Here is an 18,593-nt window from a genome sequence, read left to right as displayed (position 1 = left end):
GGCCCCTTTTCTATTGCTCGATCAACGCGGACAACTCGGCCGTACGCTCGTGCATCAACGCAGTGTCGCCGCGGGATTCCACGTTGAGCCGCAGCAAGGGCTCCGTGTTCGACGAGCGCAGGTTGAAGCGCCAGTCGCCGAAGTCGGCACTCACACCGTCGGTATGGTCGATCGAAGGGCACTGATCCGCGTAGAACGCCATAACCTTCGCGACGGCCGCGGGTGCATCCTTCACCACGAAATTGATTTCCCCACTGCAGGGATAGGCCGCCATGCGCTGCGCCAGCATGTCCTCGAGGCTGACCCCGGTCTTCGACATGCGCTCGGCGACCAGCAGCCAGGGAATCATGCCCGAGTCGCAATACGCAAAGTCACGAAAATAATGGTGCGCACTCATCTCGCCGCCATAAATGGCGTCTTCGAGGCGCATGCGCTCCTTGATAAAGGCATGCCCCGTCTTGCTTTGTACCGGCACGCCATCGGCCTGCTCCACCATGTCGATGGTGTTCCAGGTAAGCCTCGGGTCGTGGATGATCTTCGCACCCGACTGTTTCTCGAGCAGTTGCGCGGCCAGTAGCCCGACGATGTAGTACCCCTCGATGAAGTTTCCCTGCGCATCGAAGATGAAACAGCGATCGAAGTCGCCGTCCCATGCAAGGCCCAGGTCGGCACCATGGGCCACGACCGCTTGCGCCGTCGCGCTGCGATTCTCCGGCAGCAATGGGTTGGGGATGCCGTTCGGAAACGTACCGTCCGGGGCATGATGGATGCGGATGAAGTCGAACGGCAGATGGGGCGCGAGCAGGTCCACGATGGCACCGGCCCCGCCGTTACCCGCGTTCACAACAATCTTCAGAGAGCGCAGTGCCGTCGGGTCGATATAGCCTAGCAAATGCGCGATGTAAGCCGACTTGTCGTGGTCGCGAACGACCTTGCCGCGCACGGCGGTAGCGCCACCGAAGTCGTCCGCCTCCACCATCCGCTCGATATCGCGCAGTCCCGTGTCGCCGCTGATGGGCCGCGCACCCTCTCGCACCAACTTCATGCCGTTGTAATCGATCGGGTTATGACTCGCCGTCACCATGATGCCGCCGGCGACCTGGCGGTGGAACGTCTGGAAATAGACTTCCTCCGTGCCGCACAATCCGATGTCGATGGCGTCCCGACCTTCATCGTTCAGACCGCGCACTACCGCGGCCGCGAACGCCGTGCTGTCGACGCGGATGTCGTAGCCCACGACCACGACGCCCTCGCCCAGGGTCCGGGCACACGCCCGTCCGATACGGTACGCCATGTCCTCGTTGAGTTCATCCGGGACGCGGCCGCGGATGTCGTATGCCTTGAAGCACGTCATGAATCACCTCTGTCGATCAGCGCGGGGGCATGGCACCTTTGGTCCAGCACAGTTCCCACGTATTGGGATCGCCCGCACCGCTGCACGCAAAATAAAGCGACACATCGGTCTGATCGAGATAACCATACACATTGGTCAGGAAGCCAGGCTCGACCTCGACCGGCTTGGTATGACCACTGTCCAGGACACGTGTCCACGTGCCGTTGAACATGTCGTCGCCTTCGGCCCTATATAGACATAGACCACGCGCGGTGCCCACTTCGGGATACGCCGGACCGTAGACCGAGTCGTTATAGGCTTCGCAGACGCTCGCCATGTAGTAGTAAAAGCCGCCGTCGCGATAGCTTGGTGCAAACGCTATGGCGGGCTTGGCGTGCGATATGCCTGGGACGCCATTGAGCGTGAGCCCCGCCATGCTCAATGGCCGGCGCGGACCGAAGTTGATCCCGTCGGGCGACTGCCGGAAATAATAGACGGGCGAGCCAGTTGCATCCGTGTAGGTATAAACCGTAGCAACGCCCGACCCGGCATCCGTGCTCCATGCCACCGACTGACCGCTTCCGTACGCGCCCGGATCGCCGTCGTGAATCACCGGTGTGCCGTATTTGGACCAGTGTATACCGTCTGTCGAGAACGCCGCACCGATGCGGTTATCGATACCGTCGCTGCCGGGCCGCTCTGTGGTGTAGTACATCGCGTAGCCGTAAGGCTGGCCGTTGACCGTCCAGCTGCCACGGATCACGGTGGGATCGCAGGTGTGCACGCCTTCCCAGTCCAGGATGGGCATGCCGGGTACGCGACGGTTTGCCTGGAGCACCACTTGCGGCGTGCTCCATGCCCCACCGGGCGTGCGTTCGACATATTTCACCGAGTCGGCACCGCTGTTTTCGCTGCACCACCAGACCTTTTCCTTGCCATCCAGGTCGATCATGGCGCTTGGCGAGTAATCCCACCCTGGCGTACTGAAGGGCAGCAACAACTCGCCGGGGGTAAACGCATCGGCATGCGCGACGCCCGCGCCCACAGCGGCGAATATGACCAATGGCATGATCCATTTAAGCATTCCGAGCTCCCTAACGACCGATTGAGGTCTACCCATACTGTTGTACCACTGCGCACGGCGACGCTTGGTGGAACCGAATATTTGCTAGATGCGAACCCGCGAGTTCATCACCACAGTTTTGCGAGGCAGTAACTTTAGCTCTCTTGCATAATCGACAACCGTAGTCGGGGCATCATAGATGGCATCGGTCATGGCCACGAAAAGGGCGTGAAGCGCCCCGCGCTCCGTGTCGCAGATCGTCCAGCCATGCCGCACCACATTTACACGACCCGTCTGCTCGGGTTCGGGGTTTGCAAGCGAGAAATGGAAACCTTCAAAAAGAACGAAGCCTACGCCCAGCAGGAAAATACCGTCCAACGTATTGGATCGCGTGATGTGGCGCATCGGGAACTCGTCACCGGGCGACCACCCTTCCTCGATAAAGGTAAATTGAGGCCCCGGAGTATGCCGCCAGCGATAGTATTGCTCGAGCCACCCGAACACCGTGTCCATCTTCACCGGACCGGCATACGCGACCAGGAAGCGCCGTGGCCAGCTTTGTCGGTAGGCGTCGGAGAAGCTGCCTTCCGGATGGCGTAGCGCGAAGCCCGCGTCGCATGCCTCAAACAGTGCTTCCTTGGTCAAGGTCGATTTGACCTCGACCGTCGCAAAGACACCTTCGCGTAGGAACGAGGAAATGTCGCCTCCGATATCCAGGCGCGGCAGCGACGAATCATAGAGCACCACGTCCTGCTGCTTGCGCTGTTGGGTCTTTGTCGAGAAGGCATCGATGATTTCTCCCTGACCCACGGTCACGCTTTTGCCGACGTTCTTTTCCAGAAAGCTTCTTACGAACGCCTCACGCGGCGATCCGATGTTGCCACCGTGCCCGGCATGCGCCGATAGACCGTACTGACCGATGAGCGTCGTTTCCGATGCGTCGAAATAAGATTTAAAGACCGACGTTTTCATTTCTGACGCTCCTTGAAGGTGTGCCGCGATGCGCGGCTTGTCATTCCACAGTCACCGACTTGGCCAGGTTTCGCGGTTGGTCCACATCCGTGCCACGCATCACCGCGACGTGGTAAGCCAGCAGTTGCATCGGAATGGTAAAGACCGCCGGCGCGATCAGATCGCCACCGCCGTCCACACGTACCGTGGCGATATGGTCGGCATCCGCATCCAGCTCCGCACGCTCGTCGGCGAAGACGATCAGTTCGCCGCCGCGGGCGCGTACTTCCTGCAGGTTGGATTTCAGCTTGTCCAGCAAGGGACCGTTGGGCGCCACCGCCACGATCGGCATGTTCTCGTCCACCAGCGCCAGCGGGCCGTGCTTGAGCTCGCCCGCAGGATAGGCCTCCGCGTGGATATAGGAGATTTCCTTGAGCTTGAGCGAACCCTCCAGCGCCACCGGGAACTGCGCGCCGCGCCCGAGGAATAGCGCATGCTGCTTGGCAGCGAAATGGTCGGCGATCCGGATGATCTCGGGCTCGCTCTTCAGCGCGTTCTCGATGTAGCGCGGCAGCGACTGCAGTTCCTTGCAGTGCGCCAGGTACTTGCTTTCATCCAGGCCGCGGCGCCGACCCAGATCCAATGCCAGTAGCCCGAACGCGGTGAGCTGGGTGGTAAAGGCCTTGGTCGAGGCCACGCCGATCTCCGGGCCCGCGCGGGTCATCAGGCGCAGGTCGGATTCACGCACCACCGAGGACTCGGGTACGTTGCAGATGGCGAACGTGGCGAGGTAGCCGCGACGACGCGACTCGCGCATGGCGGCCAGGGTATCGGCGGTTTCGCCGGACTGCGACACCGCGACGAAAAGGGTGTTCTCCGGCACCACCACGTCGCGGTAGCGGTATTCGCTGGCCACCTCGACCACCACGGGGATGCGTGCCAGTTCCTCGATCCAGTACTTGGCGACCATGCCGGCGTGGTAGCTGGTACCGCAAGCGACGATATGAATGCCACGGGTCTTGTCGAGGATCGGGTCGGCATCGATGCCGAAGATGTTCGGCAACACACCATGCGGACCGATACGACCTTCCAGGGTGTCGGCCACGGCGCGCGGCTGCTCGAAGATCTCCTTCTGCATGTAATGGCGGTATTCGCCCCGCTCCACCGAGTCGGCGCTGATCTCGCTTTCGTGGGCCGTGCGGTCCACGCGCTGGCCGTCCAGGCCGAACACCTCCACGGTTTCCCGCGTGATCTCGACCACGTCGTCTTCTTCCAGGTACATCATCCGGTTGGTGACCTTGATGAGTGCCTGCGCGTCGGAGCCGAGGAAATGCTCGCCGATGCCGATGCCCACCAGCAGGGGGCAACCGCGACGGGCACCGACGACCCGCTCGGGTTCGTCCAGGCTCATCACCGCGATGGCATAGGCACCTTCCAGTTCGCGCACGGCGGCGGTGACCGCTTCGCGCAACGGCTTGCCGGACTGCACATGTTCGTCGATCACGGCACCCATCACCTCGGTGTCCGTTTCCGAATGAAACACGCGACCCTGCGCCTTAAGGCGCTCACGCAGGGAGGCGTAGTTCTCGATGATGCCGTTGTGCACGATGGCGATGCGGCCCTGCACATGCGGATGCGCGTTGTGCTCGCTGGGCACGCCGTGCGTGGCCCAGCGCGTGTGCGCGATGCCGGTCCCGCCGGGTACCGGGTCCGCGTCGTACAAGGCCTCCATCTCGCGCACCTTGCCCTTGGCACGGACGCGGCGGATCTGGCCGCCATCCGCGATGGCCATGCCCGCGGAGTCGTAACCCCGGTATTCGAGGGCTTTCAGGCCTGCGATGAGGATGGGCGCGATATCACGCTGCGCGACAGCGGCGACGATTCCACACATGACGCTTCCCCTTGGCCTTAGTTGACTTTGCGACGCAGGTAATTGAGCAGGTCGATCCGCGTGATGAGGCCGAGGAACTGTTCCCCGTCGACGACGATGGCGACATGACCTTTCTCGAACACGGGCAGGAGCGCCTCGATAGGCTCCCTGACCTGGAGCATTTCGGGCGACGCCATCATCGCGGTGGACACCGGGTCGCGGAACTTCGATTCGTCCGCATGCACGTGCAGCAGGACGTCGGATTCGTCGAGGATGCCGACGATGCGATCGCCCTGCATCACCGGCAGCTGCGACACGTCGTACAGCTTCATGCGGTTGTACGCCGTAATCAGCATGTCGTCGGGCTTGATCACCACGGTGTCGCGCTGCGCGTAGGGACGCAGGATCAGGTCGCGCAGGTCGCCGTAGCGCTCGCGCTCGAGGAAGCCGTTGTCCAGCATCCAGTAGTCGTTGTACATCTTCGACAGGTACTTGTTGCCGGTATCGCAGACCAGCGTGACCACCCGCTTGGGCGTGGTCTGCTCGCGGCAGTACTTTAGCGCCGCGGCCAGCAACGTGCCGGTGGACGAGCCGCCAAGCACGCCTTCCTTCGACAGCAGCTCGCGCGCGGCCAGGAAGCTTTCCTTGTCGGTGATGGCGAAGGCTTTCTCGACGAGCGAGAAATCGCTGATCGAGGGGAGAAAATCCTCGCCGATACCTTCGACCATCCAGCTGCCGGACTTCTCCGACAGGATGCCCTCGTTGATGTATTGCGCCAGGATGGAGCCGACCGGATCGGCCAGGATGATCCGCGTCTTCGGCGAGTGCTCCTTGAGGTAGGCAGTGAGCCCGCTCACGGTGCCCGAGGACCCACAGCCCACCACTATGGCGTCCACGTCGCCGTCCATCTGCTCCAGTATCTCAGGGCCGGTGGTCTGCATGTGTGCCAACGGATTGTCGGGGTTGCCGAACTGGTTGATGAAGTAGGCACCCGGGGTTTCGCGCGCGATGCGCTCGGCCATGTCCTGGTAGTACTCCGGGTGGCCCTTGGCGACATCGGAACGGGTCAACACCACCTCAGCGCCCATCGCCTTGAGGTTGAAGATCTTCTCGCGGCTCATCTTGTCCGGCACCACCAGGACCAGCCGGTAGCCCTTCTGCTGGGCGACCAGCGCCAGGCCCAGGCCGGTATTGCCCGCCGTGCCTTCCACCAGGGTGTCGCCCGGCTTGATCTTCCCGGCGCGTTCGGCGCCTTCGATCATCGACATGCCGATGCGATCCTTGACCGAGCCACCGGGATTCGCACTCTCGAGCTTGAGGAACAGCTCGCACGGCCCTGCGTCCAGGCGCTGGGCGCGCACCATCGGGGTGTGACCGATCAGGTCGAGGACGCTGTCATGAACAGTCATTGGAACTCCATCGTGTTTTTGCGGCGTGGCCCCTTCGACCTCGCCCTCTGGGCGCCCATCATAAAGGGTGTGCCGGGGAACCGATGCCCGGCCGATCGGCCGAACCGTAACGACATAGGTACGACCCTGCCGCAACGATCCGGTCGGTGGAACGAAAACGGGCGCCTTGCGGCGCCCGTCGGTCGATGGAGCCGGGTCAGGGCTCAGTGTGGAGACTGCTGCCAGCTATCCCACATTCGTTGGAGCTTTTCCTTGGCCTGCAGCTTTTCCCTCTTGAGACCCGCCAGGCTGACATCGTCGATAGGCAGACAGCCGATGTTGGCGTCATGCAACTTGGTATCGAGTTCCTGGTGGCGATAGAAAAGACGACGGGTATCCGCGTTGGCGTGGATGAACTTCTCGACGTCGTCACGCTGCTGGTTTTCGAACATTGCAAACTCCTCGCGGTGGGATCGGCCTGCGGTGCGGGCCGGTCGTGAGGGGAGCCATGCGGTCGCTGCGTTGCACGGCTCCGGCAGGACCGCCACCGTGTTTTTTCCGGTGACGGGATACCGAAGCTACTCCGCTCACCGGAGCCGTGCAAGGGCGATTTTTCTCACGTTACACGCCTAAAAACGCATAAAAAAGCGATTTAGTTGCCGTTCGACTTTTTGGTCTTCTTCGGGGCCGGTGCTGGCGCACCGCCGTCGGAGGAGTTCATGTCGCGCATGGCACGTGCGGCCGCCTCGGCCAGTGCGGCCTGCTTCTTGGCCGCGTTGGCCACTTTGGCCTGCGCCGCAGCGACCTGCCTGGCCTTGTCACCCTCGGCCTTGGCCTGGTCCAGCGCCTGGGAGTACTCCACGCCCTGCTGCTGCAGGCGGGCGGCCTCTTCCTGGATCATCTGGTTCTGGGCGCGCTGCTGCTCGAGCTGGCGGCGGGCCATCTCGGCATCCAGCCGGCTCGCCTCCAGCAGGATGGCATCGTGCTCACGGTCGAGTTGGGCGCTCTTGGCCTGGGCGTCCTGGTACTGAGCCATGGCCTTGGCAATGTCCACGCGGCGCTCGGCCACGTAGAGGTAATGGGCGTGTTCCTTGTCCTTGGGACGGAACTGGCCCATCTGGTTGATGGCCTCGCGGGCGCGCGCCTGCTCGGCCTGCGCATAGCTGCCCAGCACGGGGTCGGAGGAGAGTTGGTCCAGGCTGGAATTGAGACGACGGATGTCCAGGTCGTCCGTGGCGGCCATGGCGCTGCCGGCCGCGAGCGCGAAGGCAAGGGCCGAGGCAAGAAGGGTGGAACGCTTCATCACTGGCCTCCCTGGGGGTTGGACGACTGGATCTGGCTGCCCGACGGGTCGTTCAGCGGCTGGGTCTGTCCCCCCACGGGCGGCGGGGTGGTGTTCGTGGGCTCGGGCAGCACCGATTCCGACTCCTGCACATTGGACGGGATGGGCACCGTGTCGTTGGCATGGTTGTCGATCATCTCGACACGCATGCGTGAGTTTTCCTTGCTCTTGGTCGTGTTCTGCGCACGGGCGGCACCCAGGCGGGCCTTGGCACGGGCCAGTTCGCTGTCCGCACGCGATTCGTCGGCGAGCACCGCCGCCTCGTCGTACTTACGGCTGGCCATGGCCGCCTGCGCCTGACGGAACTTGCTCTGCGCGTAGTCCAGGTCCACCGGCGCGTAATCGGCGGCTCCGGCGTCCCGGGCGGCCTGCAACTGGGCCAGGGCCTGATTCATCGAGCCATCGGGCGGAGGAACACTGGCACAGCCGGCGATCGTCATGACTGCCAGGCCGAGAGCGGCCAGGGCAGGGAGTCGGCGACCCTTGGAAAGGGTTTTCGACGGCAAGTTGTGCACCATCACTCGTTCCTCTTACAGATTTGCGAGATATTGTCGATATATATAGGGTCAAGGGCTGACCTCGACTCGATTGTAATGAACGTCCGGGGGTTTAGGTGGATATCGGTTATTTCCTGAAGCTGATGGTGGACAAGGGCGCGTCGGATATGTTCCTGACGACCGGCGCCCCGGTGAACATCAAGGTGGAAGGCAAGCTCTACCCGTTGGGCAACACCGGCCTGCCTGCCGGCATGGTGAAGAAGATCGCCTACTCGCTGATGGACGAGGGCCAGGTGCCCCAGTTCGAGCGCGACCTGGAACTGAACATGGCCCTGGCCGTGAAGGAAGCCGGGCGTTTCCGCATCAACGTGTTCAAGCAGCGTGGCGAGATCGGCATGGTCATCCGTGCCATCAAGAACGAGATTCCCTCGCTGGAAGAACTGCAGCTGCCCACCATCTTCCGTGAGCTGATCATGGAGCCGCGCGGCCTCATCTTGGTCGTAGGGGCCACGGGCTCGGGCAAGTCCACCACCCTGGCGGCCATGCTCGACCACCGCAACAACAACAGTTCGGGCCACATCCTCACCATCGAGGACCCGATCGAATACCTGCACCGGCACAAGCGCTCCATCGTGAACCAGCGCGAGGTGGGCCTCGACACCCACAGCTACCACGAGGCCCTGAAGAACGCGATGCGCGAGGCGCCGGACGTCATCATGATCGGCGAGATCCGCGATACCGAGACCATGGAGGCGGCTATCTCGTTCTCCGAGACTGGCCACCTCTGCCTCGCCACGCTGCACTCGAACAACGCCGACCAGACCCTGGAGCGCATCCTCAATTTCTTCCCGGAAGCCGCGCACAAGAACGTCCTGATGAACCTGGCCCTGAACCTGCGCGCGGTGATCAGCCAGCGTCTGGTGATCGGCAAGGACGGTCGTCGCATGCCGGCCACCGAGGTGCTGCTCAACACCCCGCTGATCCGCGACATGATCCGCCGCGGGCAGATCCACGAGGTGAAGGACGCCATGGACCGCAGCCTGCAGGAAGGCATGCAGACCTTCGACCAGTCGCTCTATCGCCTCTACAAGGAAGACAAGATCACGCTGGAGGAATGCCTGAACAAGGCGGATTCCCGCGATGGCCTGGCGTTGAAGATCCGCCTGTCCGAGGGATCGACCGGGAACGAGTTCGCTTCCAGCGATCCGTACGGGATTGGGGTTTAAGCGGGAGCCTGGCGGCAGGTCGGGATCGCGCACATCGTGCGCTCCTACAACCGAGCGCCTTGTAGGAGCGCACGATGTGCGCGATCCCAGCCCCTCAAACCCCCGGTAGGAGCCGACGATGTGGGCGAATCAGGTCACAGGAGCGTCCGGCTGCACCTCAGGCGCCGCCCTCTGAAAGGCCTCCAGCCCCTGACAAGCTCGCACCACCCGGCGAATCGTCGGATACGGCGCCAGATCCACGCCCCAACGCACGGCGTTGTAGTGCTGCGGCACCAGGCAGCAGTCCGCCAGGGTCGGTGAGTCGCCGTAACTGAATGTCCCGGCGTCGCCCTCGGCCAGCAAGGCCTCCAACCCGCCGAAGCCGTGCGCGATCCAGCGGCGCGACCAGGCCTCCTTCGCCGCCTGGTCCGCGCCGAACTCCGCTTCGATGGCCTTGAGCACCCGCAGATTTCCCAGCGGATGGATATCCGTACCCACCGCCTGCATCAGTTCGCGCACCTTCGCCCTGCCCTGCGCATCCGCCGGCAAAAGGGCCGGGTCCGGGCGGGTCTCGTCCAGATATTCCAGGATCGCCATGGACTGGCGCAGCGTCCGATCGCCGTCCACCAGCGTTGGCAGCTGGGCCTGCGGCGACAACTCGCGGTAGGCCGGCTTCAGGTGCTCGCCGCCGTCGTTGACGAGGTGCACCGGCCGCGACTCGTAGGCCAACCCCTTGAGCTGGAGGGCGATGCGTACGCGGTAGGCGGCGCTGGAGCGCCAGTACGTGTAGAGGACGAGGGCCATGGCGGGGGTTTCCGGGCGGGGACGGGCCGATTCTAGCCCGTCACCGTTTGCGCCCATCCACCCCGGGCGCGGACAATGGGGGATTCTTCTCGACCGCCAGCTGGAGACCCACCGTGTCCGTCATCCGCATGCAAGACCTCGACCTCAAGGGCAAGCGAGTCCTCATCCGCGAAGACCTGAACGTGCCCGTCGAGAACGGCAGGATCACCTCCACCCAGCGCCTGGACGCCTCGCTGCCCACCATCGTGGCCGCGCGCGACGCCGGTGCCCGGGTCATGGTCATCTCGCACCTGGGCCGGCCGAAGGAAGGTGCGTTCGACGAAGCGTCCTCACTCAAGCCGGTCGCCGCGTGGCTCGGCGAGAAGCTCGGCACTGACGTGCGCCTCGTTCGTGACTACCTGGGCGGCGTGGATGTGGCCGAAGGCGAGGTCGTCGTGCTGGAGAACTGCCGCATGAACGTGGGCGAGGGCAAGGACGACGAAGCCCTGTCGAAGCAGTATGCCGCCCTGTGCGACATCTTCGTCATGGATGCCTTCGGCACTGCGCATCGCGCGCAGGCGTCGACCCATGGCGTCATCCGCTTCGCGCCCGTGGCCGCCGCCGGCCCACTGCTGGCCAAAGAACTGGATGCGCTGGGCAAGGCCCTGCAGAACCCAAAGAAGCCGCTGCTGGCCATCGTCGCCGGCTCCAAGGTATCGACCAAGCTCGAGCTGCTGCAAAACTTGGTGGGCCGTGTGGAGCAGCTGATCGTGGGTGGTGGTATCGCCAATACGTTCATCCTGGCCGCAGGGCACAAGGTCGGCAAGTCGCTGGTCGAGGCCGACCTGCTGGATACGGCGAAGAAGATCATGGCCGATGCCAAGGCGCGCGGCGCCGAAGTACCGGTGCCGACCGATGTCGTGGTGGCCACGGCGTTCGCCGCCGACGCCAAGGCCACGGTGAAGCCCGTGGACCAGGTGGCCGACGACGAGATGATCCTCGATATCGGCCCGGACACCGCGAAGCGTTACGCCGAGCTCATCGCCAAGGCCGGCACCGTGGTCTGGAACGGTCCGGTCGGCGTGTTCGAGTTCGACGCCTTCGGCAAGGGTACCGAGACGCTGGCGCGCGCCATCGCCGCGTCCAGCGCGTTCTCCATCGCCGGTGGCGGCGATACCCTCGCCGCCGTCGACAAGTACGGCATCGAAGACGGCGTGTCGTACATCTCGACCGGCGGCGGCGCCTTCCTCGAATTCCTCGAAGGCAAGGAACTGCCGGCCGTGGCCGCCCTCGAGGCGCGGGCGGACGCGAACTGATGCTGATCCTTTTCGACCTGGACGGCACGCTCATCGACTCCCAGATCGGCATCTTCGCCGGCGTTCGCCATGCCATGGCGAGCGTCGGCGCCGAGGCACCGGATGACGATGCGCTGCGCGCCTGGATCGGTCCCCCTCTGCGGGTGAGCTTCGGCCCACTCCTGGACCATGACAGCGAGCGCGTCGAAAAAGCCGTGGAGGCATACTCGCAACGCTTCCACGACATCGGCTGGTCCGAACACACCGTGTATCCGGGCATCCCGGAACTGATCGCCGCCCTGGTCGGCGCCGGCCATCGACTCGCCGTCGTCACCAGCAAGGTGCGTCCACACGCCGAGCCCATCGTCGCCCACCTGCCCTTCGGCGAGGCGTTCGAGCAGGTATACGCACCCGACCCGTCCTCGGCGAAGAGCGAGAAGGCGGAAATGATCAGCGCCGCGGTGCTCGATTTCGGGAAAGGTGTCGACGACGTGCTGATGATCGGCGACCGTCATTTCGATATCGACGGCGCCGTAGCCAACGGCGTACGTGGCATCGGCGTGCTCTGGGGCTTTGGGGATCGTGCGGAGCTGGAAGAAGCCGGGGCGTGGAAAATCGTCGAGAAGCCGATGGATATCGCGGCGCTGGCAGGCGCCAAGCTAGCTAGTTAAGTCAACAGGCAGGCTTTTCCCTACACCGCCATGCGATATCTGCAAACGATCCAAGGGACATCCCTGATGTCCCTTGATCCGAAGGCTAGCTAGTTTCGCGGGATGACGATCACTCAGGCGTCTTCCAAGGAGCTTTCCATGCCACTTCGCACCATGGTAATCAGCGCGCTGACAAGCTCGCTCTCTTTCCCGGCCGCCTGTCTTGCCGACGGCATCGTCACGACCTCGGCGAGCGTACACGCAGACTACCCGTGGGCGCGCTCATCCTCGCGCTCCCTGCCGACTCCTCGGTATCCAGGCACGACATCGGCAAAGGAACTCACCCAGCGATCCATCGCTGGCGCATTCCCGCCGGCGCGTCGCCACCCTCCGGCAGCCGAATGGGCCATGCGCGTCGCCGCTTTTGCTTTGGAGGCCACAGGACACGCCACAAACGTCAGGCATGACGACATCGGAGACGTCGGCAAGCTGCCGCCCCGAGCTATATCCCAACGGATTCATCCCGCGGCGTGGTGTATTTCGCCCGCATGCCAAGGAACGGCTTCTCGACCGCATAGTACGAAAGTGCCGAAACAGCCAACACGACGGGAAGCACTACCACCAGCGTGGTGACCAGTACATCGAATTTGAGAACGCCGGTCGGGCGGAGGAACCACCCGTTGGCACCGATGACGATCAGGATCGACACATGCAGCAGGTAGGTGCTGTAGCTGACCTCCCCGATGCGCGACAGGCCACGGGAAAGCAGCTGCGGTATCCGCTTCGCCACGGGTACGTAGGCACAGATGAACATCGCCCAGACTAGCCCCTCGATGGTCGGCCACACGCCCTTCCAGCTTGCGACCGACGGCCAACCGCCGAGTGCATGGAAACCGTAGATCACGGCGAGCACGACCAGCACGCTGGGTACGAAAAACCAGCCGAACCGGGCAGCCAGCGCCGGCCTGTCGACGCACAGCTTGGCCGCCATCATGCCGATGAGAAACTGGTCGATACGACCTACGCTGGTCCAATACGAAATATCGCGAATGTTCGCGCCCTGGTACGTCATGCCGTACCTGATCAGGATGGCGAACGCGATCAGTGCGAGGAGTGGCCGGATGCCCCGCGTTTCCAGCATGCGCATCAGGAAGGGGAAGATGAGGTAGAACTGGAACTCGACGCCGACCGCCCAGAACAGCGACCCCACCACCCCCATCGACTGCACCGCCGGCATGTAGCCGGTCGGCAGGATCACGAGCACGAGGGACTGCAGGGTCAGCTGCGGATTGGTCGCCAGCACGACGACCACCAGCAACAGGTAGAGCGGGTAGATCCTGAGGATGCGATTGCGCACGAAGCTGCGGTAGTCGACGTGTTTGCCGATGGCGCTTCGCGTGAAAAGAAAGCCGCTCAGGACGATGAACAGCCCGACCGCCGTGTGGCCTTCCAGCAACAGCGCAAACAGCGGATTGTGCGTGAGAACCCTGTCGGATTCCTGGAACCCACTGCCGTGGGTCATGAATCCGCTCATGTGCTGGAACGAGTGGTAACAAAGGATCAGTACCGCGGCAAAGGCGCGAATATGATCGAAAGCGGGCTCGTAGGGCTGGTTTCGGCTCTGCATGGCCAATTCTTGCATGAGCCGTGAGAAATTACCTCTGTCGGCCGTTTCGCCAGCCAGCCAAGAAAAAGCCCCCTTGCCAGCCTGTGTCAAAACTGGTTGCTGCGGCTCAAGGAGGTGCCCCTCGCAAGAGGGGCGCCTTTTTCTTTGGACGAGTAAAGAGTGAGCGATTAGCCCGGCTGCAGTTGCCGGATGAACTGGCCGCGCCCCAGCAGGCTGCTTAAGCGCTTCAGATTAAAGGCCATCACCGCGATGGCCATCTCCGAGGCGGCGCCCCGGGTTCCTCGCAGCAGGAAGCGAGGCAAACCAAAGATCCGGTATTTCAGTTCCGCAAACGGTCGCTCCACGGTGCAACGCCGCAGGCGCATCGCTTCCGGCGTCGCTCTGGCATGCATGCGGTCCAGGACGTCGTCGTCCCTGTGCCGGGTCACGATGCGCCGATCGGCCGTCGTGCACTGGCCCTTGAGGGCGCAGGCTCCGCACGCCGCCACAGGCGCGGCATAGTGGACTGAGCGAGTGGCACGGTGGACTTGTTTGCGGACCAGTGTCGCGCCACCTGGGCATTGCATGACGTCCTGATCGACGTCGTAGATGAAGGCGCGACGGTCCATCAAGGTGCCATCGCCCTGGTTATTGACCGAGCGATTGGCCGGTACGTGCACCACCAGGTTTTGCTCTTCGCACGCTCTGGCCTGCTCACCGTTGGAGTAGCCGGCGTCGGCCACGATGTTCAACGTCTGCGTGCCCAGCACCTCGCGCGCCTTGGTCGCCATCGGTAGCAGTTGGCGGTTGTCGCCCGCGGCCGTGGTCACCTCGTGCGCCACGATCAGGCCCGTCGTCGCTTCGACGGCCGTTTGCACGTTATACGCGGGGATCTTGCCCTCGTTGGGGCTACGCATGAAGTGCGCTTCTGGCTCCGGATGCGCCGCGACCGCCGATGACTCCGCCGCGTCCGCTGCATCCAGCTCGCCGAGGTATCGGGCCAGTGCATCGCGGGCCGCCACGCTACGCTTGCTGCTCACGGCACGGAACTTCGAGCCATCGATCGCGACCCAGTCGCCTTGCAACAAGGCCTGGGCCTTCGCCCACTGGATCAGGGTCGCCCCCGCCCCCGCCACCGCCTCCCCATGCAGGCGCCGAAACTCGGCAATGACCTTGTGGTCGGGCACCAACCGGCCCAGCAACCACATCAACTCGATGTTGCGGCCGCACTCGGTCTCCAGTCGCCGCGACGAACGGATCTGCTGCAGATAGCCGTACAGATAAAGACGAAGCAGGTCGCCGGGATCGTATCCCGGCCGCCCCGTGGCGGCCGGGCGGCTACGGGCAAAGCCCAGCGCCTGAAGATCCAGGCCGCTTACGAAGGCATCGATGACCCGGCAGGCGTGGTCCGCCGGCAACAGATCATCCAGGCTCAACGGAAACAGCGCGCTCTGACCGCGACCTTCGCCGGTGATGTGGCCCATAAAGAAAATGCCCTCGGGGTCTCCGAGGGCATTTTTACTTGCAGCCGCTTCAGCGTCTACGTGTCAGGTGAGTTTTGACACAGGCTGTTGCGGGGGCTTTTCTCGACCAGGCGATGTCGCCTTACTTGGTCACGCGCTTCACCGCATCCACCACGGCCGTGGTGGTGATGCCGAAGTGCTCGTACAGCTTGTCGATCGGGCCGGAGGCGCCGAAGGTGGTCATGCCCACCGTCGTGCCGTCAAGGCCGACGTACTTGCCCCAGAAATCGACGCTGGCGGCCTCGACCGCCACGCGCGCTCGGCACCACGAGGGCAGCACGCCTTCACGGTATTCGGCCGGCTGGGCATCGAATTCCTCGGTGCACGGCATGGACACGACGCGCACCGGGATGCCCTGATCGCCCAGGGCCTGGGCGGCCTCGACGGCCAGGCCGACTTCCGAGCCCGTAGCGATGATGATCGCCTTGAACTTCTCCGACGATTCCCAGAGCACATAGCCGCCCTTGGCGATGTTGGCCACCTGCTCTTCCGTGCGCGGATTGTGCTTGAGGTTCTGCCGCGAAAAGATCAGGCACGAGGGGTTGCCCTTGCGCTCGATGGCCTGCTGCCACGACACCGCCGACTCCACGGCATCGGCCGGGCGCCACACCCGGTTGTTCGGGATCAGGCGCAGCGAGCCCAGGTGCTCCACCGGCTGGTGGGTCGGGCCGTCTTCGCCCAGGCCGATCGAATCGTGCGTGTAGACGTGGATGGCGTGGGCCGGGATCAGGCACGACATGCGCACGGCATTGCGCGCGTAGTCGGAGAACACCAGGAACGTTGCGTCGTACGGCACGAAGCCGCCATGCAGGGCGATACCGTTGGAAATGGCCGACATGCCGAACTCGCGCACGCCGTAATGGATGTAATTGCCCTGCTCACCGCCATCGGCGATGTTCTTCGAGCCCTTCCAGATGGTCAGGTTGGACGGCGCCAGGTCGGCGGAGCCGCCGATCAGTTCGGGCAGCAGCGGGCCGAAGGCGTCCAGCGCCATCTGCGACGCCTTGCGCGAGGCAACCACGGGACCCTCGGCCTGCAGCTTGGCGATGTAGGCGTCGGAATCCTTCTTCCAGTTGCCCGGCAGCTCCCCCGAGGTGCGGCGCTTGAACTCGGCCGCCAGTTCCGGGAAGGCCTTGGCGTAGGCATCGAACTTCTCGTTCCAGGCCTTTTCGCTCTGCGCACCGGTGTCCTTGGCGGACCACGAATCGTAGATGTCCTGCGGGATCTCGAACGGGCCGTAGTTCCAGCCCAGGCGCTCACGCGTCAGCTTGACCTCGTCCGCGCCCAGGGCTGCGCCGTGCGAGGACTCCTTGCCTTCCTTATTGGGCGAACCGAAGCCGATCACGGTCTTGCAGATGATCAGTGAGGGCTTTTCGTGCTGCGACGTGGCCGCGGCGATGGCCTTCTTGATGGCCTCGCCGTCGTGGCCGTCGACCGGCTTGTCGTCATCGCCCACCACGACGTTCCAGCCGTAAGCGCGGAAGCGCTCGGCGGTGTTGTCGGTGAACCAGTCATGCACTTCGCCGTCGATCGAGATGCCGTTGTCGTCGTAGATCGCCACCAGCTTGCCGAGCTTCAGCGTGCCGGCCAGCGAGCAGACCTCGTGCGAGATGCCTTCCATGAGGCAGCCGTCGCCAGCGAACACGAAGGTGTGATGGTCGACGATGTCATGACCGGGGCGATTGAAGCGCGCGGCGAGGACTTCCTCCGCGATCGCGAAGCCCACGGCGTTCGCGAGGCCCTGGCCGAGTGGACCGGTGGTGGTCTCCACGCCGGGCGTATGGTGGTATTCCGGGTGGCCCGCGGTGCGGTACCCGAGCTGACGGAAGTGCTTCAGGTCTTCGATGCCGAGGTCGTAGCCGGTCAGGTGCAGCAGGGCGTACTGCAGCATGGAGCCGTGGCCGTTGGACAGGACGAAGCGGTCGCGGTTGGGCCAGTGCGGGTTGGTCGGGTTGTGGTGGAGGAAGTCGCCCCACAGTACCTCCGCGATGTCGGCCATGCCCATCGGCATGCCCGGATGGCCCGAATTGGCGGCTTGGACACCGTCCATGGCCAGGGCGCGGATCGCGTTTGCGCGTTCGCGGCGTGTCGTCATCGGCATTCTCCAGTTAGCAAGGGCGGAAAAACCATGATTGTCGCGCATCGGGCATGAGCTTGTCGTGGACGTTCATGCCACGGCAGGGAAGTTAACCAAGCCTTAATGTTTTAACACTGGTTTCTGAATTTCTTCAGGTACGAAGGCCTCTAATAGCGACAAGCCGTCGTCGCCCCCTCCCCACACACGACGATGGTCGCCCCGACAATAAGAGGAATACCCCATGAAAAAGGCAGCTCTTGCCCTTGCAGTTTCTTGCGTTTCGTTTGCAGCCATTCCGGCTTTCGCACAGGATTCCAACACCGCCGTCAGCGGCAACTACCAGCCCAGCCAGTCCGTGGGCAGCGGCAACTGGTTCATCGCCGCGCAGGCTGGCCGTACCAACGGCAGCGACAACGGTGGCTTCGGTGACGGCAACAATGGTGGCTTCAACTTCCTCAAGGGGAACAAGGACCGTCGCACGGGCTACGGCCTGCTGGGCGGCTACCGCTGGAAGGTCGGCCCGGATCTGGGTCTCGGCCTTGAAGCCGGTTATGCCGATCTGGGCAACTACCGCGTGAAGAACGTCTTCGAGAACGGCCAGGACGTCGACCAGAAGGGCACGCGCAACGCGCTGCGCGGCTGGTTGGTCGGTGTGAACGGCAAGATCAACCTCGTGCAGGGCTGGTACCTCAGCGCGCACGGCGGTTACTTCCGCGCCAACGACAACAACCAGAACTACAACAACAGCGTCAGCGAAGACCTCGGCTTCTCGAGCGGCGGCAGCGCCTCCCGCGGCAGCTGGTACGGCGGTGTCGGTACCGGTTGGGACATCAACGAGCACTTCAGCGTGGGTGCGGCGTATGACTACTTCCACGCCGACGCAGGCAAGGTGCGTAACAACGCCACGGGTGAAGTCTCTCGCGGTATCAAGCGCTCCACGGGCATCGTTTCGCTTGCCGGTGAATACCGCTTCTAAGCACCTGTTCCAGATATAGATCCACGTAAAACAA

The 18,593-nt window shown here is 63.6% G+C and carries 16 protein-coding genes; 4 read left to right on the top strand and 12 right to left on the bottom strand.

Annotated elements, in window-relative coordinates; genetic code table 11:
* Window positions 1-10: 10 nt before the first annotated feature.
* The 8 genes from FA89_RS08140 to FA89_RS08105 form a co-directional block, all read right to left on the bottom strand.
* A complete protein-coding gene (locus FA89_RS08140) occupies window positions 11-1,354 on the bottom strand; it encodes a phosphomannomutase/phosphoglucomutase (RefSeq protein ID WP_036139935.1) in 1,344 nt (447 codons plus the stop codon).
* A gap of 16 nt (window positions 1,355-1,370) precedes the next feature.
* A complete protein-coding gene (locus FA89_RS08135) occupies window positions 1,371-2,285 on the bottom strand; it encodes a hypothetical protein (protein ID WP_240003866.1) in 915 nt (304 codons plus the stop codon).
* Window positions 2,286-2,501: 216 nt separating this feature from the next.
* The gene (locus FA89_RS08130) at window positions 2,502-3,368 is read right to left on the bottom strand and encodes a DUF6602 domain-containing protein (protein WP_036139932.1); all 867 of its coding nucleotides are present in this window, start codon (window positions 3,366-3,368) and stop codon (window positions 2,502-2,504) included.
* A 40-nt stretch (window positions 3,369-3,408) separates the two neighbouring features.
* A complete protein-coding gene (glmS, locus tag FA89_RS08125; RefSeq protein WP_036139930.1) occupies window positions 3,409-5,238 on the bottom strand; it encodes a glutamine--fructose-6-phosphate transaminase (isomerizing) in 1,830 nt (609 codons plus the stop codon).
* 17 nt (window positions 5,239-5,255) lie between these two features.
* Window positions 5,256-6,626: a pyridoxal-phosphate dependent enzyme gene (locus FA89_RS08120; RefSeq protein WP_036139928.1), complete on the bottom strand. Its 1,371-nt coding sequence runs from the start codon at window positions 6,624-6,626 to the stop codon at window positions 5,256-5,258.
* Window positions 6,627-6,829: 203 nt separating this feature from the next.
* Window positions 6,830-7,057 (bottom strand): YdcH family protein, encoded by a 228-nt coding sequence (locus FA89_RS08115; protein WP_036139926.1) that lies wholly within the window; start codon window positions 7,055-7,057, stop codon window positions 6,830-6,832.
* Between the two features lie 200 nt (window positions 7,058-7,257).
* Window positions 7,258-7,908: a DUF4398 domain-containing protein gene (locus FA89_RS08110; protein ID WP_036139925.1), complete on the bottom strand. Its 651-nt coding sequence runs from the start codon at window positions 7,906-7,908 to the stop codon at window positions 7,258-7,260.
* Window positions 7,908-8,465 (bottom strand): DUF4398 domain-containing protein, encoded by a 558-nt coding sequence (locus tag FA89_RS08105; protein WP_081916398.1) that lies wholly within the window; start codon window positions 8,463-8,465, stop codon window positions 7,908-7,910. The genes FA89_RS08110 and FA89_RS08105 overlap by 1 nt, the downstream gene beginning before the upstream one ends.
* A gap of 95 nt (window positions 8,466-8,560) precedes the next feature.
* On the opposite strand from FA89_RS08105, the gene FA89_RS08100 reads away from it, so the two are divergent.
* On the top strand, window positions 8,561-9,670 hold the full coding sequence (locus FA89_RS08100; RefSeq protein ID WP_036139920.1) for a PilT/PilU family type 4a pilus ATPase: 1,110 nt from the start codon (window positions 8,561-8,563) through the stop codon (window positions 9,668-9,670).
* Window positions 9,671-9,799: 129 nt separating this feature from the next.
* Here FA89_RS08100 and maiA read toward each other — a convergent pair whose 3' ends face one another.
* Window positions 9,800-10,453, bottom strand: coding sequence for a maleylacetoacetate isomerase (gene maiA, locus FA89_RS08095; protein ID WP_036139917.1), 654 nt, complete (start codon window positions 10,451-10,453; stop codon window positions 9,800-9,802).
* 113 nt (window positions 10,454-10,566) lie between these two features.
* Here maiA and FA89_RS08090 point away from each other — a divergent pair, with 113 nt between their 5' ends.
* A complete protein-coding gene (locus FA89_RS08090; RefSeq protein ID WP_036139915.1) occupies window positions 10,567-11,748 on the top strand; it encodes a phosphoglycerate kinase in 1,182 nt (393 codons plus the stop codon).
* On the top strand, window positions 11,748-12,398 hold the full coding sequence (locus FA89_RS08085) for an HAD hydrolase-like protein (RefSeq protein WP_036139913.1): 651 nt from the start codon (window positions 11,748-11,750) through the stop codon (window positions 12,396-12,398). Before FA89_RS08090 ends, FA89_RS08085 begins: the two co-directional genes overlap by 1 nt.
* A gap of 481 nt (window positions 12,399-12,879) precedes the next feature.
* Here the strand turns inward: FA89_RS08085 and FA89_RS08080 are convergent, their stop codons facing one another.
* The 3 genes from FA89_RS08080 to tkt all read right to left on the bottom strand — a co-directional run bounded on the left by FA89_RS08080 (window position 12,880) and on the right by tkt (window position 17,601).
* Entirely contained in the window at window positions 12,880-14,094 is a 1,215-nt protein-coding gene (locus FA89_RS08080; RefSeq protein ID WP_185754280.1) for an acyltransferase family protein, read from the bottom strand.
* A 77-nt stretch (window positions 14,095-14,171) separates the two neighbouring features.
* On the bottom strand, window positions 14,172-15,467 hold the full coding sequence (locus FA89_RS08075; protein WP_036139909.1) for a transposase: 1,296 nt from the start codon (window positions 15,465-15,467) through the stop codon (window positions 14,172-14,174).
* Between the two features lie 121 nt (window positions 15,468-15,588).
* Window positions 15,589-17,601 carry a transketolase gene (gene tkt / locus FA89_RS08070; RefSeq protein ID WP_036139906.1) on the bottom strand — a complete coding sequence of 671 codons (2,013 nt, stop codon included), beginning with the start codon at window positions 17,599-17,601 and terminating at the stop codon, window positions 15,589-15,591.
* Between the two features lie 223 nt (window positions 17,602-17,824).
* Here tkt and FA89_RS08065 point away from each other — a divergent pair, with 223 nt between their 5' ends.
* A complete protein-coding gene (locus FA89_RS08065; RefSeq protein ID WP_051938629.1) occupies window positions 17,825-18,559 on the top strand; it encodes an outer membrane protein in 735 nt (244 codons plus the stop codon).
* Window positions 18,560-18,593 lie beyond the last annotated feature (34 nt).

Source organism: Luteibacter sp. 9135, from assembly GCF_000745005.1.
GTDB lineage: Bacteria > Pseudomonadota > Gammaproteobacteria > Xanthomonadales > Rhodanobacteraceae > Luteibacter.
The sequence above is the reverse complement of the archived record's forward strand: the minus strand, read 5'-3'. Positions and strand labels throughout refer to the sequence as shown.